General features: G+C 65.1%; 20 protein-coding genes. 9 read left to right on the forward strand and 11 right to left on the reverse strand.

Annotated elements, in window-relative coordinates; translation table 11 throughout:
* Positions 1-10: 10 nt before the first annotated feature.
* Genes PP1Y_RS20925 through ilvD form a run of 4 tightly spaced genes read right to left on the reverse strand, consistent with a single transcriptional unit; the run spans position 11 to position 4,980 of the window.
* Complete coding sequence (locus PP1Y_RS20925; RefSeq protein WP_041559062.1) at positions 11-1,279, reverse strand: class I SAM-dependent RNA methyltransferase; 1,269 nt, start codon at positions 1,277-1,279, stop codon at positions 11-13.
* Complete coding sequence (locus tag PP1Y_RS20930; RefSeq protein ID WP_013833982.1) at positions 1,276-2,715, reverse strand: NAD(P)H-hydrate epimerase; 1,440 nt, start codon at positions 2,713-2,715, stop codon at positions 1,276-1,278. Before PP1Y_RS20930 ends, PP1Y_RS20925 begins: the two co-directional genes overlap by 4 nt.
* On the reverse strand, positions 2,675-3,118 hold the full coding sequence (locus PP1Y_RS20935; RefSeq protein WP_013833983.1) for a hypothetical protein: 444 nt from the start codon (positions 3,116-3,118) through the stop codon (positions 2,675-2,677). The genes PP1Y_RS20930 and PP1Y_RS20935 overlap by 41 nt, the downstream gene beginning before the upstream one ends.
* Before the next feature lie 5 nt (positions 3,119-3,123).
* Positions 3,124-4,980: a dihydroxy-acid dehydratase gene (gene ilvD, locus PP1Y_RS20940; RefSeq protein WP_013833984.1), complete on the reverse strand. Its 1,857-nt coding sequence runs from the start codon at positions 4,978-4,980 to the stop codon at positions 3,124-3,126.
* Positions 4,981-5,197: 217 nt separating this feature from the next.
* Here ilvD and PP1Y_RS20945 point away from each other — a divergent pair, with 217 nt between their 5' ends.
* Positions 5,198-5,623, forward strand: coding sequence for a DUF3806 domain-containing protein (locus PP1Y_RS20945; protein ID WP_013833985.1), 426 nt, complete (start codon positions 5,198-5,200; stop codon positions 5,621-5,623).
* Positions 5,624-5,699: 76 nt separating this feature from the next.
* On the opposite strand, the gene PP1Y_RS20950 is transcribed toward PP1Y_RS20945, so the two are convergent.
* The 3 genes from PP1Y_RS20950 to PP1Y_RS20960 all read right to left on the reverse strand — a co-directional run bounded on the left by PP1Y_RS20950 (position 5,700) and on the right by PP1Y_RS20960 (position 8,959).
* Positions 5,700-6,422 (reverse strand): N-formylglutamate amidohydrolase, encoded by a 723-nt coding sequence (locus PP1Y_RS20950; RefSeq protein ID WP_013833986.1) that lies wholly within the window; start codon positions 6,420-6,422, stop codon positions 5,700-5,702.
* A complete protein-coding gene (locus tag PP1Y_RS20955) occupies positions 6,419-7,234 on the reverse strand; it encodes a 4-(cytidine 5'-diphospho)-2-C-methyl-D-erythritol kinase (RefSeq protein WP_013833987.1) in 816 nt (271 codons plus the stop codon). The genes PP1Y_RS20950 and PP1Y_RS20955 overlap by 4 nt, the downstream gene beginning before the upstream one ends.
* A gap of 75 nt (positions 7,235-7,309) precedes the next feature.
* Complete coding sequence (locus PP1Y_RS20960; RefSeq protein ID WP_007014821.1) at positions 7,310-8,959, reverse strand: electron transfer flavoprotein-ubiquinone oxidoreductase; 1,650 nt, start codon at positions 8,957-8,959, stop codon at positions 7,310-7,312.
* A gap of 103 nt (positions 8,960-9,062) precedes the next feature.
* On the opposite strand from PP1Y_RS20960, the gene PP1Y_RS20965 reads away from it, so the two are divergent.
* From PP1Y_RS20965 to PP1Y_RS20980, 4 genes are all read left to right on the forward strand, one after another.
* Positions 9,063-9,818, forward strand: coding sequence for a uracil-DNA glycosylase family protein (locus tag PP1Y_RS20965; protein WP_013833988.1), 756 nt, complete (start codon positions 9,063-9,065; stop codon positions 9,816-9,818).
* A gap of 69 nt (positions 9,819-9,887) precedes the next feature.
* Positions 9,888-11,702, forward strand: a complete 1,815-nt coding sequence (locus PP1Y_RS20970) for a lytic transglycosylase domain-containing protein (protein ID WP_013833989.1) — start codon at positions 9,888-9,890, stop codon at positions 11,700-11,702.
* Positions 11,692-12,219 carry a molybdenum cofactor biosynthesis protein B gene (gene moaB, locus PP1Y_RS20975; RefSeq protein WP_013833990.1) on the forward strand — a complete coding sequence of 176 codons (528 nt, stop codon included), beginning with the start codon at positions 11,692-11,694 and terminating at the stop codon, positions 12,217-12,219. Before PP1Y_RS20970 ends, moaB begins: the two co-directional genes overlap by 11 nt.
* Positions 12,220-12,330: 111 nt before the next feature.
* On the forward strand, positions 12,331-13,536 hold the full coding sequence (locus PP1Y_RS20980; protein ID WP_013833991.1) for a cytochrome P450: 1,206 nt from the start codon (positions 12,331-12,333) through the stop codon (positions 13,534-13,536).
* Positions 13,537-13,541: 5 nt separating this feature from the next.
* Here PP1Y_RS20980 and PP1Y_RS20985 read toward each other — a convergent pair whose 3' ends face one another.
* The 3 genes from PP1Y_RS20985 to PP1Y_RS24880 form a co-directional block, all read right to left on the reverse strand.
* Positions 13,542-14,384: an arylamine N-acetyltransferase gene (locus tag PP1Y_RS20985; RefSeq protein WP_041559063.1), complete on the reverse strand. Its 843-nt coding sequence runs from the start codon at positions 14,382-14,384 to the stop codon at positions 13,542-13,544.
* A gap of 140 nt (positions 14,385-14,524) precedes the next feature.
* The gene (locus PP1Y_RS20990; protein ID WP_013833993.1) at positions 14,525-16,159 is read right to left on the reverse strand and encodes an alpha-D-glucose phosphate-specific phosphoglucomutase; all 1,635 of its coding nucleotides are present in this window, start codon (positions 16,157-16,159) and stop codon (positions 14,525-14,527) included.
* Between the two features lie 203 nt (positions 16,160-16,362).
* On the reverse strand, positions 16,363-16,890 hold the full coding sequence (locus tag PP1Y_RS24880) for a helix-turn-helix transcriptional regulator (RefSeq protein WP_065762420.1): 528 nt from the start codon (positions 16,888-16,890) through the stop codon (positions 16,363-16,365).
* A gap of 384 nt (positions 16,891-17,274) precedes the next feature.
* Between PP1Y_RS24880 and purB the strand changes: the two genes are divergently transcribed.
* The 4 genes from purB to PP1Y_RS21015 all read left to right on the forward strand — a co-directional run bounded on the left by purB (position 17,275) and on the right by PP1Y_RS21015 (position 20,530).
* Complete coding sequence (purB, locus tag PP1Y_RS21000) at positions 17,275-18,588, forward strand: adenylosuccinate lyase (protein ID WP_013833995.1); 1,314 nt, start codon at positions 17,275-17,277, stop codon at positions 18,586-18,588.
* Between the two features lie 77 nt (positions 18,589-18,665).
* Complete coding sequence (locus PP1Y_RS21005; RefSeq protein WP_013833996.1) at positions 18,666-19,016, forward strand: LapA family protein; 351 nt, start codon at positions 18,666-18,668, stop codon at positions 19,014-19,016.
* Between the two features lie 2 nt (positions 19,017-19,018).
* Entirely contained in the window at positions 19,019-19,699 is a 681-nt protein-coding gene (gene pyrF / locus PP1Y_RS21010; protein WP_013833997.1) for an orotidine-5'-phosphate decarboxylase, read from the forward strand.
* A 78-nt stretch (positions 19,700-19,777) separates the two neighbouring features.
* Positions 19,778-20,530, forward strand: a complete 753-nt coding sequence (locus tag PP1Y_RS21015) for an SIMPL domain-containing protein (protein ID WP_013833998.1) — start codon at positions 19,778-19,780, stop codon at positions 20,528-20,530.
* Between the two features lie 16 nt (positions 20,531-20,546).
* Here PP1Y_RS21015 and PP1Y_RS21020 read toward each other — a convergent pair whose 3' ends face one another.
* Positions 20,547-20,969 carry a DUF4019 domain-containing protein gene (locus PP1Y_RS21020; protein ID WP_041559064.1) on the reverse strand — a complete coding sequence of 141 codons (423 nt, stop codon included), beginning with the start codon at positions 20,967-20,969 and terminating at the stop codon, positions 20,547-20,549.
* Between the last annotated feature and the right edge of the window lie 20 nt (positions 20,970-20,989).

A 20,989-nucleotide genomic window follows, 5' to 3' on the forward strand; every position in this document is an offset into this window, starting at 1 on the left:
CCGCGCACTCTCAGTCCCTAACGAACAGGCTCGCCAGCTCGACATGCGTCGACCAGCGGAACTGGCCTACCGGGCGCAGTTCGACGAGGCGGAACCCCGCCTCGATCAACCGCGCCGCATCGCGTGACCAGCTCGACGGGTTGCAGGAAACATAGACCACCCGCCCCACGCTCGATTCGGCGATGCAGTCCACCTGCTCTCGCGCGCCGGCGCGTGGCGGATCGAGGAGAACCGCCGCGAACTTGCCCAATTCGTCTGCCTGCAGCGGATTGCGGAACAGGTCGCGGTGGACGGCAAAAACCGGCTGCTGTGAGCGGTCTGCGGCGGCCTTGCAGGCCAGATGCGCATCGCGCGCGGCCTCTGCGGCCAGCACTTTCCTATCCGGTCCCGCCAGCGCGAAGGCGAATGTGCCCAGCCCGGAGAAAAGATCCGCAACCGTCGGCATCCCGGCGAGCCATTCCCAGGCCGCGCCGACCAGCGTTTCCTCGCCGTCTTGCGTCGCCTGCAGGAAGCTGCCCGGCGGAAACGGCACCGAGACTTCGCCCAGCTTCACCGTGACCGGTTCAGGCTCCCAGACCACTTCGTGGCCGTAGCCGCCATCCATGGTAAGGCGCGCAAGACCGTGGTCGCGCGCGAAGTCCAGCATGGCCTCGGTCGCCGCTAGCCCTTCCGTGGCCAGGCCCTTTACCCCCAGGTCGACGCCCTGCTCGACCAGGGTCATTTCGATGTCGGCGGCCATGCGCGGCATTGCGCCACCCTTTTCCTGGCGCTTGCCCTGCTTTCCGCCCTTCTTCGGCTTGGGCGCGCCCTTGCCCATCGTGATCAGCAGCTTGCGCAAGGGCGCCAGCAGCGCCGCCAGCTCGAGCGCCATCACATGGCATTCCTCAAGCTCGACCAGCCGGTGCGAACGCGCCTCGCGGAAGCCGACGACGATGCGGCCTCCCGAACTTTCCGCCCGCAGCGAGACGCGGCGGCGGCTCATCGGCGGCGAGAGATGCGGCGGCGTGATCGTCTCGGCGCCCAGCTCCTGCGAAACCGAGGCATTGGCCACGCGCGCCTCGACGAAGGCTGCAAGGCTCTCCTCGTCTAGCTGCTGCAACTGGCAGCCACCGCAGCGGCCGAAATGGCGGCAGGGCGGCTCCACGTGATGCGGCCCCCATTCCAGGGTGCCGTCCTCGTGCAGCATGTCCCCCGGGGCGGCGCCCCAGGCAAATCGGCCACTTGCGGTTACGCCATCGCCCTTGGAGGCGATGCGCAGGATTTCTTCGGTTTCGCTCACAGACAGGCCGCTAGCGCAGCCGGTATCCTCTCGGCAAGCTGTCCGGCAGTGAAAGCCGGCGGACAAAGCCGCGCAGCCTCGCCGTGGAGCCATACGCCCTCGCAGGCCGCCTCGAAGGCGGGCACCCCGCTGGCGACCCGGCTGGCGATCGCTCCGGCAAGCACGTCCCCGGTACCAGCGGTCGAAAGCCACGCGGTCGCGCGCGGTGCGCAGGCGAGCCGACCGTCAGGCGCAGCGATGACGGTATCCGGCCCCTTGGCAACGACGATCATGCCGCTTTCCGCCGCCAGCGCGAGGGCGCGCTCGGGCCGCGAACCGCTGCCATCGAGGTCGAAGGCACGTTCGAGCGCGACCATCTCGCCTTCATGGGGCGTGGCAATCGTCGCGGCCTGCCGTTCGGCGAGATGACGCGGGGCAAGCAGGATCAGCGCGTCGGCATCGACGACTGCGGGTACCGCATCGGCGAGCGCGACGGCGAGCCTTTCGCGCGCAAGACCGTCGCGTCCGAGCCCCGGGCCGACCAAAACCGCGCTGTTGCGATCATCGGCCAGCACATCGGACAATGCGCCTGTATCGACGACGAGATCGGCGGGCGCATTGCGCTTGCTGTCGGCGAACAGCTTGACATAGCCGGCCCCTGCGCCCTGCGCGGCGATGCTGGCGAGGATCGCCGCGCCCGGCATGGCCCCGCCGACAACGGCAAGAAGCCCGCGCTTGTACTTGTGCGAATCCGCAGAGGGTGCGGCAACTGCCGGACGCGCCACCGCGAAGGCGGCCCCCGCGACCGGTTCCACGCCTATCGGTACCAGCCGCAATTCGCCCATGCGCGCAGAAGCGGGCATCAGGAAATGCGCGAATTTCCAGGCCCCCAGCGCTATCGTCAGGTCGTACTTCGGCAAATGCCCGTTGAGCAGCATGCCGTTGTCGGACTGGATGCCACTGGGCAAGTCGACCGCGATCGACAGGCGGTGCGATGCCGCCAGAGCGTTGACGACGGCCGCGTGCTCCCCGGTCAGGGGACGCGCAAGGCCGCTGCCGAACAGGCAATCGACGAAGACGTCGCCTTCCACCTGAACATCGCCGCCAAGGTCATCGAGGGCGACGACTTCGCCCCTGAAGAGCGCCCGCGCATTGCGGGCAGCGTCGGTCTTTGGCTCGGTCGCAGCGATGACCACGGCATGCCCCCCGCGCTCGCGGATTGCCTCGGCGATCACATAGCCGTCGCCGCCGTTGTTGCCCGGGCCGCAAAGGACCGTGACCTTGTGATGTCCAGCCAGCCGCCAGACCCAATCCGCGGCTCCTCGACCGGCCACCTGCATCAGTTCGTCAACCGATGTCCCGGCGTCGATAAGGGCCTGCTCGGCATCGCGCATCTGCGCGACAGTCAGGATCTGGTCAATTCGCGTCCGATCGCTGGGCGTCTGTTCGCTGGACATCAGTTTCTCCGGTGGCATCGGGCCTGGGCCGCACTTTCGCGGGGAAGACATAACGATCCGTTCCCACGCTCACGTCGAGCGAGCCGTCCCTTAGCGCAGTCACCGCCTCGTCGGCGCCATCGGCCACGGCTATGCCGCGCCCGTCGGTCAGCACTTCAAAGCGGCGAAAGGCGCCATCGGGATGATGAACGACCAGCATCAGCTTGCCGTTGACCTCGCCGCGCTCGACGGCGCAGGCCTCGGTCAGCTTTTGCGCGCCGCCCACGGCGCAGGCGATGTGGTCGGCCCCTTCGGCCGTCGCCGGCGCCTGCGGCTTCCCGCTCGAGCATGCGACCAGCGCGATCAGCGGCAGCAGCGCGAGCACGCCGCGCGAAAGTCCGACAACCGCCGCGCCGCGCGCCATGCAGCTCAGTTCCGCTTGAGCTGGCTTACGTCGCGCACCGCGCCGCGTGCGGCACTGGTGGTCATCGCCGCATAGGCCTGCAGCGCAACCGAGACCTTGCGCTTGCGCGGATGGACCGGCGCCCAGGCATCGGCCCCGCGCGCTTCCATCCTGGCTCGACGCGCAGCCAGTTCCTCGTCCGAAATCTTCAGCGAAATGGAGCGGCCGGGGATGTCGATCTCTATCACGTCGCCGTTCTCGACCAGACCGATCGCGCCGCCTTCGGCCGCCTCGGGCGAAACGTGGCCGATGGACAGCCCCGAAGTGCCGCCAGAGAAGCGCCCGTCCGTGATCAGCGCGCAGGCCGCGCCGAGGCCCTTCGACTTGAGGTAGCTGGTCGGATAGAGCATTTCCTGCATGCCCGGTCCGCCGCGCGGTCCTTCGTAGCGGATGACTACGACGTCACCGGCAACGACTTCGCCGCCGAGAATACCGGCAACAGCCGCATCCTGGCTTTCATAGACCCGCGCCGGGCCGGTGAACTTGAGAATGCTGTCATCAACGCCCGCCGTCTTCACGATGCAGCCGTCGAGCGCGACATTGCCCGACAGGACAGCGAGCCCGCCGTCCTGGCTGAAGGCATGTTCCTTCGAACGGATCACGCCGCCTTCACGGTCGATATCCAGTTCCTTCCAGCGGCGCGACTGGCTGAAAGCGGTTTGCGTGGGCACACCGCCCGGAGCAGCCTTGAAGAATTCCTGCACCGAGGCGTCCTTGGTGCGCACGATGTCCCAGCGCTCCAGCGCATCGCCAAGGGTGCGGCTGTGAACGGTGGGCAGATCGCGATGGATCAGTCCGGCACGGTCCAGCTCGCCCAGGATCGCCATGATGCCGCCGGCGCGGTGAACGTCTTCCATGTGGACGTCGGACTTTGCCGGCGCGACCTTGGACAGGCACGGCACCTTGCGCGAAAGGCGGTCGATGTCGGTCATGGTGAAGTCCAAGCCTGCTTCGTATGCGGCCGCAAGCAGGTGCAGCACGGTGTTGGTCGAACCGCCCATGGCGATGTCGAGGCTCATCGCGTTCTCGAAAGCACCGAAGCTGGCGATCTTGCGCGGAAGGACGTTCTCGTCCTCCTGCTCATAGTAGCGGTGGCACAGGTCGACGACAAGGCGGCCTGCTTCACGGAACAGCTTCTCGCGGTCGGCATGGGTGGCCAGCACAGAGCCGTTGCCCGGCAGCGAAAGGCCCAGCGCTTCCGTGAGGCAGTTCATCGAGTTGGCGGTGAACATGCCCGAGCACGAACCGCAGGTCGGACAGGCCGAGCGCTCGATCGCGGTGACTTCCTCGTCGGTGTAGCTCTCGTCCGCAGCGGCGACCATGGCATCGACGAGGTCGAGCGCGTGTTCCTTGCCCTTGAGCACGACCTTACCCGCTTCCATCGGCCCGCCCGAAACGAAGACCGCCGGAATGTTCAGGCGCAGCGCGGCCATGAGCATGCCCGGGGTGATCTTGTCGCAGTTGGAGATGCACACCAGCGCATCGGCGCAGTGGGCATTGGCCATGTACTCGACGCTGTCGGCGATCAGGTCGCGGCTGGGCAGCGAGTAGAGCATGCCGTCGTGGCCCATGGCGATGCCGTCGTCGACCGCGATGGTGTTGAATTCCTTGGCGACGCCGCCCGCGGCCTCGATCTCACCGGCGACGAGCTGGCCAAGGTCCTTGAGGTGGACGTGACCGGGCACGAACTGGGTGAATGAATTGACCACGGCGATGATCGGCTTGCCGAAATCGCCGTCCTTCATGCCGGTCGCGCGCCACAGGCCACGGGCACCTGCCATGTTGCGGCCGTGGGTGGAAGTGCGGGAACGATAGGCAGGCATCAGCGAAACTCCGGTCGAAAACAGCGCCCCACAGGCGCACAAGTGCTTGGTGCGCCCCTACGCCATATGGGACCTCATCCGAAGCGAAAAAATACCATGAAGGGCGCCTGCGCCGCACCTTTTCTTGCGCAAGCGGCACTTGCGGGGATTGCACACAGGCTATTCACAAGCCGGTTTTGGCCGCCGGCCGCCTTGCTGCTATCATGGTGCCATGGACATGCCTGAACCCCTTACCCTCGCACCCGAGGAGCAAGAGTGGCTCGATCTGGCCAGGGGATGGATCAAGGGCCACTTCGCCAACAACCCCGACGAGGCCTACGACACGATCGAGGGCAAGCTGGCCGTGATCCGCGCCAACCTGGCGCAAGGATGGGTCGGCCCCGAAGACACCTGGAAACTGCAGTCGCTGGGGATCGCCATGGGCGATGCCCTGGCGCAGGACCTTATGCTCGATTGGGTGACGGTGGACGACGAGTACGGCCGCCAGCCCGCGCTCAACTGGCCGGGCACGAGCATCCTGTGCTTCCCGGTGACGATGATCTCGCAGCGCGTCGAGGAAGGCGAGCGGATCGACATCGACATGATGTACGAACAGACGCGCGAGCAATTGAACGAGATCGCCTTCGGCGGCGATGCGGAATAGCTCAGACGGAGGGCATTGCCACCTTGCAGGCTGCTCTAGGTCCTGTCCTGTCGCAGCCGACGCGACAATTTGAGCGCTACTCCAGGCCGATCGCCACTTCATTGCAGATGCGCGTCAGGCGCTCGGCCCATTCCTCCTGTCCGGCATCGCCGGCGATCAGGTCCTGCCGCACTTCAAGGTAGAGGTATGGCCGTCCCTCGCTTTCGACGTGGCGGCAGATCGTCGAATTGTAGATCTTGCCCGAATAGGGAAGCTGGTCCCCGACGATCAGGCCATCGGCCTCGAGCAAGGGCTCGGCAAGGCGCGCGCCGCGGTCGTCCTCATCGTAAAGCAGGCCGCAGTGCCAGGGGCGCTCCTCGTCGGGCCGGGTTTCCAGCGCCGGGGTGAAGCTGTGCAGGATCAGGGTCAGTGCCTGCGGCGTGCCGTGCAGGATCTCTCCCAGCGCTTCGTGGAACGGGCGATGGAAACGCGCCAGACGCGCTTCGCGGTCGATGTCGAGATTGCCGGAAATGACGCGGCCGTCGCTCCTTTCGGGGATCGCGGCCGGGTCGGTCTCGTCGCGGTTGGTATCGCATACGAGGCGGCTAACATTGCCGAGGAAGGCCGCCGTGCCGGTATTACGCGCCATCTTCTCCGCGATTCCGGCCACGCCGATGTCGATGGCGATGTGTTCGTCCATCAGCGCGGCATCGATGCCAAGCGCGATGTCGTCCGGAACGCGATTCGAGGCATGATCGGCAACGACAAGGATGCCGCCGAAACGCGGGGTTCCGACGATGCGATAGGCTTCGTGAATCAACGCAGGGCTCCGGTCATCTTCCAGTATTCGGGATGGTCGCGCGCAATCGCCTCGGCGGCGGCCAGCATGGCCTCGCGGCTTTCGTAAAGGGCAAAACAGGTAGCGCCCGAGCCCGACATGCGGGCGAGAAACGGATCGGTGCGCCCGAGGGCCGCAAGCACATCGGCCACCTGCGGGCAGATGGAGATGGCCGGGACCTCCAGGTCGTTGCGCCCGGCTAGGGCGATCTCGCGCAGCGATCCTGTCGGCATTGCCCCGCGATCCTCGCCGTCCCACGCCTTGAACACCGGCCCGGTCGGCACCGGCACGCGCGGATTGACAAGCAGGACCGGGCATCCGGCAAGGTCGTTCTCGGCCACTTCCTCAAGGTCGGTGCCTGTCCCGGTGCCGATGCACGGGCGCGAGAGGACGCAGGCCGGCACGTCTGCCCCCAGCTCCGCCGCCTTCGCGTGCCAGTCATCGGGCAGGCCGTGGACGCGCTCGACCATGCGGAATACCGCGCCCGCGTCGGCCGAACCGCCGCCCAGCCCCGCCGCGACCGGCAGTCGCTTGTCGAGGTCGACCGACCAGCCCTTGCCGTGTGGCAGGGCGGTGAGCGCCCTGGCGACGATGTTGTCGAAGGGATCGTCGATCTTCCCGGCGAATGCACCGTGCGTCGTCAGGTGATCGCGGTCCGCGACGGAAGCTGTCAGCCGGTCGCCATCATCGACGAAGGCGAACAGCGTCTCCAGCTCGTGATAGCCGTCCTCGCGTCGCCTGCGCACGTGCAGGGCGAGATTGATCTTCGCATAAGCGGTTTCGGAAAGAGTCATCGCGCCCTCCCTGAAACGAGTGAAGCGCCGGAGCAACCCCCGACGCTTCACAGTCATTTCGCCATGATCCGAAAATCACATGTTCGGGTAGTTCGGTCCGCCGCCGCCTTCGGGCGTGACCCATTCGATGTTCTGGGTCGGGTCCTTGATGTCGCAGGTCTTGCAATGAACGCAGTTCTGCGCGTTGATCTGCAGACGCGGCCCCGCACCATCCGGGTCGACGAACTCATAGACGCCTGCCGGGCAGTAGCGCGCTTCCGGCCCGGCATAGACCGGCAGGTTGATCGCGGTGGGTACCGTCGGATCCTTGAGCCGCAGGTGACAGGGCTGCTCTTCCTCGTGGTTGGTGAACGAGTAGGCGACACTGGTCAGGCGGTCGAAGCTGATGACGCCGTCGGGCTTGGGATATTCGATCGGCTTGTACAGATCGGCCCGCTGCAGCGTCGAGGCATCGGTGTGGTGCTTCATCGGCTTGGCAAGACCGAAGCCGAACAGGGTGCGCAGCCACATGTCCGCACCGGCAAGGATCGTGCCCAGTTCGCCGCCCCACTTGGCGACCAGCGGCTCGGCGTTCTGCACGAGCTTGAGCTCCTTGGCGATCCAGCTTTCGCGAACGGCACTGTCGTATTCCATGAGCGAGTCCTGCTCACGGCCCGCCTTGATCGCGGCGGCAATCGCCTCGGCAGCGAGCATGCCCGACTTCATCGCGGTGTGCGTGCCCTTGATGCGCGGCACGTTGACGAACCCTGCCGAGCAACCGGCCAGAACGCCGCCCGGGAAGGCAAGCTGCGGCACCGACTGCCAGCCACCCTCGTTGATTGCGCGCGCGCCATAGGCCACGCGCTTGCCGCCCTCGAGGATCTTGCGGATTTCCGGGTGCTGCTTCCAGCGCTGGAATTCCTCGAAGGGGTAGACGTAGGGATTCTTGTAGTCGAGCGCAGTCACGAAGCCGAGCGAGACCTGGTTGTTGGCCTGGTGGTACAGGAAGCCGCCGCCCCAGGAATCGCTCTCGCTGAGCGGCCAGCCCTGGGTGTGGATGACCCGGCCCGGCGCATGTTTGTCGGGATCGATGTCCCAGAGTTCCTTGATGCCAAGACCATAGATCTGCGGCTCGCAGTTCGCCTCGAGGTCGAACTTGGCCTTGAGACGCTTGGTCAGGTGGCCGCGCGCGCCTTCGCAGAAGACGGTGTACTTGCCGAGCAGGTTCATGCCCGGCTGGAAGTCGCCCTTGGGATTGCCCTCGCGGTCAACGCCCATGTCGCCGGTCTGGACGCCGATCACCGCGCCGTTGTCGTCATAGAGGATCTCGGCAGCCGGGAAGCCGGGGAAGATCTCGACTTCGAGTTCCTCGGCCTTTTCGGCAAGCCAGCGGCACAAGTTGCCGAGCGAGCCCGTGAAGTTGCCTTCGTTCGACATGAAGGGCGGCATCACGATCTCGGGCATCGAGACCTTGCCCTTCTTCGTCAGGTGCCAGTGCAGGTTGTCGGTCACCGGTGTTTCGGCCAGCGGACAGCCGTCGTCGGCCCACCCCGGAAGCAGCTCGTCGAGCGCCTTGGGGTCGATCGTCGCGCCGGACAGGATATGGGCGCCGATCTCGGAGCCTTTTTCCAGAACGCAGACCTGCAGCTCGGGATCAACCTGCTTGAGCCGGATCGCCGTCGACAGGCCGGCCGGACCGCCGCCGACAACAACGACGTCGTATGGCATCTCTTCGCGTTCAATCATGGGGGCCCCCAACTCCGATCCTGTTATCCGGTATCAACTTAGTCGTACGATTAATTTCTCTTGTGCCTTGATTGCTCGTCGCCGACAGGTCAAGACCCCGGCGATGGTTCAAGCCACGAATACGCAATTTCTGGACGATATCGCAGGTGCACTGGACTGGTGGCGCGATGCGGGGGTGGACTATGCCTTCCTCGACGAGCCGCGCCAGTGGCTGACCCCGCCTGAGGACGAAGACGCCGATTCCACCGGACCGCGGCGTCCCCGGCGCACACCGGTCGAACAGGTGGAAGCAACGCCGCCGCCCAGCCGCTTCGATCCTGCAGCGCTGCCCGGCGACCTCGCCGCCTTCGGCCAGTGGTGGCTTAGCGAACCGCTGCTCGACGATGGCTCCACCGAGGGCAGGATGCTGCCACAGGGCCAGGCGGGCGCGAAACTGATGGTCGTTGTCGACATGCCGGAACCCGAAGACAGCCAGGCGCTGCTCGGCGGACCGCAAGGCAGACTGCTCGATGCCATGTTGGCCGCCTTCGGCACGCGCCGCGAGGACATCTACCTTGCAAGCGCCCTGCCCCGCGCGACACCGGCGCCCGACTGGGCAGCGATGAACGAGCGCGGGCTCGGCCAGGTGCTTGTCCATCATGTCAATCTGGTGGCGCCGGAACGGCTTATCCTACTGGGAACAAACGTCCTGCCGCTCATTGGGCACGAATTGCCGCAACGCTCTGCCGTTTTACACACATTCCATCATGAAGGAGGAACGATACCTCTGCTTGCTTCGAGGGGGCTACCTGCATTGCTGGCGCAGCCGCGATGGAAAGCCGTTCTCTGGCAGGCTTGGCTCAAGTGGACGACCGGCTGAACCGGCCCGGCGCAGATACCGCAGAGCCAGGTTGCGCCTGACCGGCCGGGGCCGCACCGGGCAGGCGGAGTGATCGAACGATCGGGGAAGCGAATTTTGACTAAACTTGCCAAGGCAGGATGGATCGCCGGACTCGCCATCGCGTGCACCGCGACCGTGGCGACCGCTCCTGCATATGCGAACAGTGCCGCCGTCGACTATTTCCGCACCCGCGCGGACCGCACTGCCGTGCCTTCGCTGCTGAGCCAGGATGATCGCGCCTATTACAAGCAGGTGTTCGACGCGATCGACGCCAAGAACTGGTCCAAGGTCCAGCAGATGCTGGCCGAGCGGCCCGACGGCCCGCTGCACCAGCAGGCCCGCGCGGAATACTATCTTGCCGCCGGTTCGCCCAAGATCGAGCTGCCCGACCTGCAGGACTGGCTGGCCAAGGGCACGCAGCTTCCCGGCGCCGACCAGATTTCCCGCCTTGCCCTGAAGCGCGGGGCGGAGGCGATTCCCGACCTGCCGACCGAGCAGCAGTTCGCCCGCCTGCCCTCGATGCCCAAGCGCACCCGTCCCTCCTCGATCAACGACGGCACGATGCCCGAGGCAATTTCTTCCGGCATCCTCGACCGCATCAAGAACGACGACCCGATGGGCGCGCGAGTCCTGCTCGACGGGATCGACGCCGGGCTGAGCAATTCGGCGCGCGCCGAGTGGCGCCAGCGCGTCGCCTGGAGCTTCTTTATCGAGAACCAGGACGCCTCGGCCTACCAGATGGCGCAGTTGGCAACCCTCGGTACCGGCCCCTGGGTTGGCGAGGCATGGTGGACGGCAGGCCTCGCCGCATGGCGCCTGGGCGATTGCGATGCCGCCGGCGACGCCTTTGCCAAGGCCGCGAAAACGTCCGAGAACGCGGAACTGACTTCTGCATCCTATTACTGGCAGAGCCGCGCCCTCGTGCGCTGCCGCCGCCCGGACCTCGCCGCAGAACCCCTGCGCATGGCGGCCAAGCGCGACGAGACGCTTTACGGCATGTTGGCGAGCGAACAGCTCGGCGTGCACTTGCCCGAACAGCATGCAGGTGCGGACTTTACCCAGGCCGACTGGCAATCGCTGCGCAACAACACCAATGTGCGCGCGGCCGTGGAACTCGCCGAGATCGGCGAGGACGGCCTTGCCGACGAAGTGCTGCGCCATCAGGCCCGCATCGGCGATCCCGGCCAGTACGAACCGCTCTCACGCCTCGCCCGCGACCTTGGTCTGCCTTCGACGCAATTGTGGATGGCCTACAATGCCCCGCGCGGCGGCAAGCCCGAACCGGCGACCCGTTTCCCCACTCCCAAGTGGACGCCCATCGGCGGCTGGAAAGTCGATCCGGCGCTGGTCTATGCCCATGCGCTCCAGGAATCCATCTTCCAGGCCAGCGTCGTCAGCCCCGCCGGTGCGCGCGGCCTGATGCAGATCATGCCTTCCGCCGCACGCGATCATGCCTCGGACATCGGCGTGTCGGGATCGGCCAGCGACCTCAACAAGCCCGAGATCAATCTCGCCTTCGGCCAGCGGCACCTCGAAATGCTGAAGAGTGCGTCGGGAACGCAGGGCCTGCTACCCAAGGTCATGGCGGCCTATAACGCCGGTCTCGCTCCGGTCACGCGCTGGAATACCGAGATCAATGACAACGGCGATCCGCTGCTCTGGATGGAATCGATCCCTTACTGGGAAACCCGCGGGTACGTGAACATTGTCCTGCGCAATTACTGGATGTACGAGCGCCAGGCGGGCGGCGTTTCGGAAAGCCGGGTGGCGCTTGCCCAGGACATGTGGCCGACTTTCCCGGAACTGGCCGGATCGAAGGGCGTACGCATGGCAGCGAACGGAGCGATCTTGCGTGGCCATTGACCCCGACCGGACTTTCAAGCCGATCAACATTGCCCTTCTGACAGTATCCGACACCCGAGGCCCCGAGGACGATACCTCGGGCGACATTCTCGAGCAGCGGATCCGGGAAGCGGGCCACAAGCTTGTCGAGCGGGCGATCGAACGCGACGATGCGGTGCGAATCGCCAACCGGCTGAACAACTGGGTCGACGACCGCGCCATAGACGCCATCATCTCGACCGGCGGCACCGGCCTTACCGGCCGCGACGTCACGCCCGAGGCACTCGACAAGATCAAAGACAAGGAAATCCCCGGCTTCGGAGAGCTGTTTCGCTGGCTGTCCTACAAGACCATCGGCACCTCGACCGTGCAGAGCCGCGCAATTGCCGTCGTTGCGCGCGGGACCTACATCTTCGCCCTACCCGGCTCCAATGGCGCGGTGAAGGACGGTTGGGACGGCATTCTTGCCGAGCAGCTCGACAGCCGCAACCGGCCCTGCAACTTCGTCGAACTCATGCCGCGTCTGCGCGAAGTCTGACCGGCCAAGAGATCGGCACGGCGTCATTCGCCACCTCGTCCTTGTGCGAGTAGGCCGACCAAGCGCGTCCCCCTAGCCTCGCTCCCGACAAGACATTGGGAGAAAAGTGCTATGGCGACTGTGGCGGCGAACCGCCCTGACCATGTTCCTGCGGACCGGGTCGTCGATTTCGACATCTTCGCCCCGCCCGGCTCCGAAGAGGACTACTTCGCGGCATGGGCCTCGGTGCGCGGCGACCATGCCCTGGTCTGGACAACGGCCAATGGCGGGCACTGGATCGCCGCCGACGGCGAGACGACGCGCAAGCTCTGGAACGACGCAGAGAACCTGTCGAACGAGGCGCTGGCGGTAACGCCCGGGCTCGGCGAAGCGATGAACTTCATCCCGCTCCAGCAGGACGCCCCCGAACACAAGCCGTTCCGCATGGCCGTAATGAAAGGCTTTGCGAACAATCACGTCGTCGCGATGGAACCGCTGATCCGCGAGGTCGCGCGTGAACTGACCGCGCAGATCACCCCGCACGGCGAGTGCGAATTCATGGAGGAATACGCCGAAGTCCTGCCAATTCACATCTTCCTCACGCTGATCGACGTGCCGACGCAGGACCGCCTGCGCCTGCGTCCATTGGGCCAGCAGCTTACCCGGCCCGACGGCTCGATGACGGTCGAGCAGCTGCGCGATGCCGCCGACGACTACTTGCGCCCCTATATCGAGGAACGACTACGCAAACCCGGGCAGGACCTGTTCAGTCGCATCCTCTCCATTCCCATCGAGGGCCGCGAATGGACCTTCGACGAGGCGCAGCGCATGTGCCGCAACCTGCTTTTCGGCGGGCTCGACACGGTGGTATCGATGTTTGGCAACATTGCCCTGCATCTCGCGCGCTATCCCGAGGACCAAAACCTGCTGCGCAATCGTCCCGAGCTTATTCCGCAAGCTGCGGACGAACTGATGCGCCGCTATCCGATGGTCTCGGTGACCCGCAATCTCGTGAGGGACGTCGAGATCGACGGCATCACCCTCAGGTCAGGCGATCTCGTCTACCTCAACAGTTCGATCCACAACCTCGACACCGCTTGCTTCGACAATCCCCACAAGGTCGATTTCGAGCGCAATCTGTCGCCCGTGCGCCACACCACCATGGGCGTTGGGCCACACCGCTGCGTTGGCGCCGGGCTCGCCCGGTTGGAGGCAATCCTGTTCATCGAGGAATGGCTCAAGGGCATTCCGTCGTTCCGGGTCAAGCCCGGTTCGCCGCCGCGATATCGCGCCGGCAATGTCGGGGCGCTCACCGAGCTAAGGCTGGAATGGGACTGACCTGTTCAGGCGAACAGCGGTAGCTCGGCGACTTCCTCGTCGGTCAGGTCGATACGAAACAGGTCGCGCAGCAGCCGCGCGTAGTCTCGCGGATCGTCGATCGTGCGCGTTTCGCTCTTCCCGTCACGATAGACAGCCAGCTGCCTTTCGCTGAGCGCCGCGAAACCTCCCGGCAGGACGATGCTGGCGATATGCAGCGAAGTGAAGCGCGTATCGGGCCGCGTCGAAGTCCAGTGATTGCCCATCTCCAGGTCATCGGGAGCGACTTGCGTGAGATCGAAGGCGTACTGCGGCTGCCAGTCCCCGTGCGGTGCACTGCGGCCATCGGTCGCGCTTACCGGCCCGGCGCGCTCCAGCCGCCATTCGCCCAGCAGCGAACCCGGCTCGTCCACGCGAAGCAGGCGGTGGCGTGCGCCGTCAGACGTCCCCACTTCCGCGCCGTGTTCCAGCGGCAGGGGCGGCACGAAGCTGCCACCGAAGCCCGCATCCGCGATCCATGGTTTTCCATCCACTTGCGCAAGCAGCAGCGTATGGGTGCGCGGCGGCGCGACTCCCTCGGGAATGCCAAGCAGGACGCGCGCCAGCAGAGGGCGATTTTCGAAGCCGAGGAGCGTGAGCATATCGGCATAGAGGCGGTTCTGCTCGAAGCAGTATCCGCCCCGCTCACGCACCACGAGCTTGTCGAACACCGAAGCGCTGTCGATGCGAATGCCGCGGCCCAAGCGGATATCGAGATTTTCGAAACCGATGGCGCGCCTGTGGGCGAGCTGCAACTGGGCCAGCCCGCCCGGATCGAGGGTGGGCGCTTCGCTCAGGCCGATGCGGCCAAGGTACTGTTCGAGTTCCATTCCCGGCGGAATGGCATGTTCACGCCGGTTCGGGCAAGCCTGTGGATAACTCCGGGATAACCGGTGCATGGACAGGGGAAATGCTGTGCGCAGACCGGGGACATTGCCATGGCCCCGCCCCTACCCTTGGGTGCTGCCCGTCAGGTAATGACGTCTGGCGCGATACGACCGGTATGGCGCGCAATCCCGGCGATCGCATCGGCTGCCGCGATCTGCTCCGCCAACATCGCCCCGGTATCCTCGTCCAGCCGGCCGCCTGCCGGTTCATACCGTTCGAGATAGACGCGCAAGGTGGCACCTTGCGTACCGGTGCCGGAAAGACGGAAAACGATGCGCGAGCCATCCTCGAACAGCACCCGAATGCCCTGATTCTCGCTGACCGAGCCGTCAACCGGATCGGTGTAGGAGAAACTGTCGGCGAGCTTCACGCGCAGCGCGCCAACGGAGCGGCCCGCAAGAGAATCCAGACTGTTCCTGAGACCTGCCATCAGGGCATCGGCGCCGTCCTTGTCGATCCCCTCATAATCGTGACGGGCATAGTAATTGCGGCCGAACCGGGCCCAGTGTTCGCGGGCCAGCTGATCCACGGGGATCTGCCTTACCGCCAGGATGTTGAGCCACAGGAGCACGGCCCAAAGACCGTCCTTCTCGCGCACATGGTCCGAACCTGTACCGGCGCTTTCCTCGCCGCAGATCGTCACCTTGCCGGCATCGAGCAGGTTTCCGAAGAACTTCCAGCCCGTCGGCGTCTCGAAACACGGTACACCCAGCTCTTCGGCCACGCGGTCGGCAGCAGCGCTGGTCGGCATCGAACGGGCAATTCCGGCCAGGCGCCCCTTATAGGCCGGCGCAATCTCTATGTTGGCCGCCAGCATGGCCAGCGAATCCGAGGGCGTGATGAAGCGCCCGCGCCCGATGATCAGGTTGCGGTCTCCGTCACCGTCGGAGGCAGCCCCGATGTCCGGCGCGTCCTCACCCATCATCAGATCGTGGAGTTCCCGGGCGTGGATGAGATTGGGGTCCGGATGATGACCGCCGAAATCCTCAAGCGGCGTGCCGTTGACGACCGTGCCCTTCGCAAAACCCAGACGGTTCTCAAGGATCTCGACGGCATAGGGGCCGGTCACCGCGCTCATCGCGTCGAAGCGCATGGTGAACCCGCCAGCAACAGCCTTTCGGATCGCGGCAAAGTCGAACAGCTCTTCCATGAGGTCCGCATAGTCGGCGACCGGGTCGATCACGCTGACCGTCATCGCTCCCACTTCGACGTCGCCGATCCGGTCGAGATCGACGTCCCGGGCTTCCACGGTAAGCCAGCGGTCGATCTCCAGCGTGCGGGCGTGGATCGCCCTCGTCACGCCCTCGGGCGCGGGACCGCCGTTGGCGATGTTGTACTTGATGCCGAAATCCTCGTCGGGACCGCCAGGGTTGTGGCTGGCCGACAGGACCAGTCCGCCACTGGCCTTGTACTTGCGGATCACATGGCTGGCCGCCGGGGTCGAGAGAATGCCGCCGCGCCCCACGAGCACGCGGCCATAGCCGTTCGCCGCCGCCATGCGGATCGCCTGCTGGATAACGGTACGGTTATGAAAACGTCCATCCCCGCCGATAACCAGGGTCGCCCCCCGCTCACGCGTCACGGAATCGAAAACGGACTGGATGAAGTTCTCGGCGTAGTTCGCTTGCTGGAACACCTTCACCTTCTTGCGCAGGCCGGACGTGCCGGGGGCCTGTCCATCGAAAGGCTGGGTTTGAACCGTGACGATCTGGGTCAATCCGAAGTCTCCACCGGGATGAGTTGAATAGCTTGAGCCAAATAGGGATGAACCGCAGGCAGGACCGCCTGTCGGAACGACGCGTTTGCACCTGCGAACACTTTCATGGCGTTTCCCTTGAAGTCAAACGCCCGATGGGATGACGCGAGTGCGCAATTGGCTGAAACGAGCCGGAGCATTTCTCATGCCCATCCCGCTCGGCTTCAGAAGACCTTGTGCAACGTTACGACGATGCCGAGCGCTACCAGCACGACAACGACCGTGCCCCCAGTGATGATGAAGGCCTTTGCCAGGAGAGTGCGGGATGGCGCATCCCCGAAGGAAAAATCCGCCCTTTCCGGGTTTTGGGATTGCGGAAACTGTGCCCGGGCATCGACACTGACCTTGGCAGTGCCAACTTCCGGCGCGCGCTGTTGCTCATCGTCTTCGCGCAGGAGCTCCACCGGCTCCACTGATCCAGACGCCTCTTCCTCCGGCTCGACCGCCTTTTCCTGCTCCTGCAGGTAGGCCCGATAGGCACGTGCCAGTTCTGCTCGCGGTGGTGAGCCGGTGCGGCTGCGGATGCTCTCGATGCGCTGATTGACGGCACTGACCGAAATGCCGAGTTCGAACGCAATTTCCTTGCTCGTGCGATTCTCCGCGACGTAGCCCAGGACTTCGTGCTGCTTTGGCGTCAGGCTGGGAAACACGTCGAGCGGACGAGGCGCCGGATCGGCGCCATCATCACCCATGCCCCGCCCGGCTGATAGCATTGTTCATTTATAAACCCCAGTGTCGCACCGACACCCTTTTTCGGCACTTAACTTGTTGCATTATAAGGCTGACTTTGACTTTCTAGCAAGCCGCAGAGACGAAAAAATGTCCGAGGCAGTATCGCTTCTGGCCGACCTCGTAACATCCCTTATATTCGCGGACGGGACGAAAGATGGGCACCGGGCGGCACGCGGCTATATCTCGATCGCGCGATAGCGTTCCCGCGACCAGGCCGCGCTATCGCGCAGGGCCGGCCGGCGAAGATCCGACAACGGCTTTTGCGTTTCAGTCTTACCCGCCCTTGCCTTTCGCGCGCCCTGCCCCTAGCGGCACACGCGCGTCAGGTCTGAAGGAGTCGAACCATGGTCCCCCGTTATGCCCGCCCCGCGATGTCCGCGATCTGGGAACCCGAAGCCCGTTACCGCATCTGGTTCGAGATCGAGGCGCACGCCGCCGTCAAGATGGGTGAACTGGGCGTGGTGCCCGAAAGCGCCGGCAAGGCCCTGTGGGACTGGTGGGCAACCAATCCGGTGATCGACGTCGCCGCGATCGACGCCATCGAGGCCGTTACCAAGCATGACGTCATCGCCTTCCTCGACTGGGTTGCCCAGCAAGTCGGCCCCGAGGCGCGCTTCATGCACCAGGGCATGACCAGCTCGGACGTTCTCGACACGACGCTCAACGTCCAGCTCGCCAAGGCTGCCGACATCCTGCTTGCCGACCTCGACGACCTGCTGGCCGCGATCAAGCGCCGCGCCGAGGAGCACAAGTACACCCCGACAATCGGCCGCAGCCACGGCATCCATGCCGAGCCGGTCACCTTCGGCCTCAAGATGGCCGAGGCCTATGCCGAGTTCGCGCGCTGCCGCAAGCGCCTCGTCGCCGCGCGCGAAGAGATCGCCACTTGCGCCATCTCCGGTGCCGTCGGCACCTTCGCCAACGTCGATCCTTCGGTCGAAGCCTATGTCGCCGATAAGATGGGCCTCGAGATCGAACCGGTTTCGACCCAGGTCATCCCGCGCGATCGCCACGCCATGTTCTTCGCCACACTCGCCGTAATCGCCAGCTCGATCGAGCGCATCGCCGTCGAGGTCCGCCACCTCCAGCGTACCGAAGTGCTCGAGGCCGAAGAATACTTCTCGCCGGGCCAGAAGGGCTCGTCGGCCATGCCGCACAAGCGCAACCCGGTCCTCACCGAGAACCTGACCGGCCAGGCGCGCATGATCCGATCCTATGCCTTCCCGGCAATGGAGAACGTGGCGCTCTGGCACGAGCGCGACATCTCGCACTCCTCGGTGGAACGCTTCATCGGTCCGGACGCGACGATCACCCTCGACTTCGCGCTCGCGCGCCTTACCGGCGTGATCGACAAGCTGCTCGTCTACCCCGAACGGATGCAGAAGAACCTCGACCGCATGGGCGGGCTGGTTCACTCGCAGCGCGTCCTGCTGGCGCTGACGCAGGCAGGTCTTACGCGCGACGAAAGCTACCGCCTCGTTCAGCGCAACGCGATGAAGGTATGGGAATCCGACGGGCAGCTCAGCCTGCTGGAACTGCTCAAGGCCGACGCGGACGTTGCCAAGGCCCTGCCGGCCGAAGTGATCGAGGACAAGTTCAATCTCGACTACCATTTCAAGCACGTCGACACGATCTTCGCGCGGGTGTTCGGCAACTAAGCCTTTTGCCCGGTCTTCCAATGCCCTGATTTCACGCCTAGCATCGTGAAAATCCCGAAGGGAGCACAGGAGGAAAAATGCAGGTCATACGCACCGTCCTGTGGATCGCGCTCACGGCGATCCTCGTGGCGTTCATTGCCATGAACTGGACCAAGGTTCCCGTGAACTTCTGGCCGCTCGACGATGGCAACTACGTCCACTTCGAATGGCCGGTGGGCGTCGTCGCCCTGCTGTTCTTCCTCCTGGGCATGCTTCCGGTATGGCTCTATCTGCGTGCCGTGCGCTGGCGCCTGACCCGCCGCATCGCCTCGCTGGAGAACTCGATCCGGGCAAGCTCGATGCCGTCCATGACTTCGCAGCCCGGCGATACCCCACTGGCTGTCGATCCACTCGATACGTCAACGCCCACCCCCTCTCCGGAAGCCTGAGAATGAGCAACAACCCCATCTATCTCGCCCTCGACGTGCCCCGCCTCGATGCAGCGGAAGCGCTGGCGCGCAAGGTCGCGGGCCACGTCGGCGGGATCAAGCTGGGGCTCGAATTCTTCTGCGCGCACGGGCATCACGGCGTGCATGAGCTGCACAAGCTCGGCCTGCCGATCTTTCTCGACCTCAAGCTGCACGACATTCCCAATACGGTAGCCGCCGCGATGCAGGCGATCCACGTGCTGGAACCGGCGATCGTCACCGTTCACGCCGCCGGCGGCCGGGCGATGATGGAAGACGCCAAGGCCGCTGCCGGAGAGAACTGCAAGGTCGTAGCCGTCACCGTGCTCACCAGCCTCGACGATGACGACCTGACCGCGATCGGCGTCCAGTCCGACCCCGCCGAACAGGCCCTGCGCCTTGCCGATCTGGCCCATTCGGCCGGGCTCGACGGCATCGTCTGCTCCGGCCACGAAGTCGGCGCGGTGCACAAGCAGTGGAAGGACGGATACTTCGTCGTCCCCGGATTGCGCCCCGACAGCGGCAATGGCAACGGCGACCAGAAGCGCATCGTCACCCCGCGTCAGGCGCGCGACAACGGCGCCAGCGTGCTGGTGATTGGCCGCCCGATCAGCCGCGCCGAAGACCCCCTCGCCGCTGCCCGCGCGATCGAGGGCACCCTCTGAATCGCCCACTCGGTTCAGCGCGCTGAAACCTCTTTCCGTCCAGACCGTTGCACGGTCACCAAGACGGAGAGATACACAATGAAACGCCTGAGCCTGATTGCCGCCGCCGCGCTTGCCACTGCCATCGCGCCGCCGGCTCTTGCCCAGCAGAGCGATGTCGTGCCCGCCATTGCGGCGGGGCATACGCTCCTGACTGTCACTGCACAGGGCAGTTCCACGCGCACACCCGACATGGCGGGCTACACCGCCGGTGTCGCCACGCAGGGTCGCACCGCCAGCGAAGCGCTATCCGCCAATTCGCGGCAGATGACGCAGGTCATGGCTGCACTGAAGAAGGCGGGTATCGCCGACAAGGACATCCAGACCAGCAATCTCAGCCTCAACCCGGTCTATTCGCAGCCCAAGCGCCAGCCCGACGGCAGCTATGACAGCGATACCCGGACTATCGTCGGCTACGAGGCCAACAACAACGTCATGGTGCGCCAGCGCAAGCTGGACGACATGGGCAAGGTAATCGACGCACTGGTCAGCGCGGGCGCCAACCAGGTCAACGGCCCCAACTTCATGCTGGCCGAACCGGATGCGGCGAGCGACGAGTCCCGGATCGACGCCATGAAGCAGGCGCGCGCACGCGCAGAGCTTTACGCGAAAGCGGCAGGCTTGCGCGTGGTGCGGATCATCTCGATCAGCGAGAGCGGCGGTTATGCACCGCGGCCGATGCCGATGGCCGTGCGCATGGAATCGAGCAAGGTCGGTGCGGCTCCGCCGGTCGCCGCGGGTGAGCTGGAACTCAACACCAGCGTCACGGTCCAGTTCGAACTGGCGCCCTGACGCCCGGACATCGTCCTCAGTTCAACATCATGTCCTGCGACTGGATGTCGTAGCGCACCAGCGCCAACGCATTCCCCTCGCCGCGACGATAGACGAATTCCTCGGTGCCGGTGCCTTTCTCGAACGTGGTCTGCATGATCACGGTCACGAAAGTGCCACCGGTTCCGGTGTTCACGTTGAGGCTGACCTGCTGGCTGTCCTTCACGCCGCCCAGCTTGCGATGGACCGCCTCGAGCAGCTTTTCGAACTTCGCCTTTTCCGTGTTCTTGCGAAGATCGGGATCCGCTGAGATCCAGATCTTCTTCCATTGCCCACCATCCAGCGCGGCGTGGAACTGGCCCACTTCGACCCTCGCGTCCTTCACCGACTCCTTGATCCCGCAGCCCGCCAGCATTGCGGCGGCGGCAAATGGCATTAGATAGCGCGCGACACGGTACATCTTCGTCCCCGGCAATGACT

The sequence above is a fragment of the Novosphingobium sp. PP1Y genome (assembly GCF_000253255.1).
Classification (GTDB): domain Bacteria; phylum Pseudomonadota; class Alphaproteobacteria; order Sphingomonadales; family Sphingomonadaceae; genus Novosphingobium.

Bases quoted from the DNA above. Each gene is read 5' to 3' on its own strand.
- purB (WP_013833995.1), top strand. From the start codon at position 17,275: ATGGTCCCCCGTTATGCCCGCCCCGCGATGTCCGCGATCTGGGAACCC.
- PP1Y_RS20960 (WP_007014821.1), bottom strand. From the start codon at position 8,959: ATGATTGAACGCGAAGAGATGCCATACGACGTCGTTGTTGTCGGCGGC.
- PP1Y_RS20985 (WP_041559063.1), bottom strand. From the start codon at position 14,384: ATGGAACTCGAACAGTACCTTGGCCGCATCGGCCTGAGCGAAGCGCCC.
- PP1Y_RS21015 (WP_013833998.1), top strand. From the start codon at position 19,778: ATGAAACGCCTGAGCCTGATTGCCGCCGCCGCGCTTGCCACTGCCATC.
- PP1Y_RS21005 (WP_013833996.1), top strand. From the start codon at position 18,666: ATGCAGGTCATACGCACCGTCCTGTGGATCGCGCTCACGGCGATCCTC.
- PP1Y_RS20955 (WP_013833987.1), bottom strand. From the start codon at position 7,234: ATGACTCTTTCCGAAACCGCTTATGCGAAGATCAATCTCGCCCTGCAC.
- pyrF (WP_013833997.1), top strand. From the start codon at position 19,019: ATGAGCAACAACCCCATCTATCTCGCCCTCGACGTGCCCCGCCTCGAT.
- PP1Y_RS21020 (WP_041559064.1), bottom strand. From the start codon at position 20,969: ATGTACCGTGTCGCGCGCTATCTAATGCCATTTGCCGCCGCCGCAATG.
- PP1Y_RS20965 (WP_013833988.1), top strand. From the start codon at position 9,063: ATGGTTCAAGCCACGAATACGCAATTTCTGGACGATATCGCAGGTGCA.
- ilvD (WP_013833984.1), bottom strand. From the start codon at position 4,980: ATGCCTGCCTATCGTTCCCGCACTTCCACCCACGGCCGCAACATGGCA.
- PP1Y_RS24880 (WP_065762420.1), bottom strand. From the start codon at position 16,890: ATGGGTGATGATGGCGCCGATCCGGCGCCTCGTCCGCTCGACGTGTTT.
- PP1Y_RS20935 (WP_013833983.1), bottom strand. From the start codon at position 3,118: ATGGCGCGCGGCGCGGCGGTTGTCGGACTTTCGCGCGGCGTGCTCGCG.
- PP1Y_RS20930 (WP_013833982.1), bottom strand. From the start codon at position 2,715: ATGTCCAGCGAACAGACGCCCAGCGATCGGACGCGAATTGACCAGATC.
- PP1Y_RS20980 (WP_013833991.1), top strand. From the start codon at position 12,331: ATGGCGACTGTGGCGGCGAACCGCCCTGACCATGTTCCTGCGGACCGG.
- PP1Y_RS20945 (WP_013833985.1), top strand. From the start codon at position 5,198: ATGCCTGAACCCCTTACCCTCGCACCCGAGGAGCAAGAGTGGCTCGAT.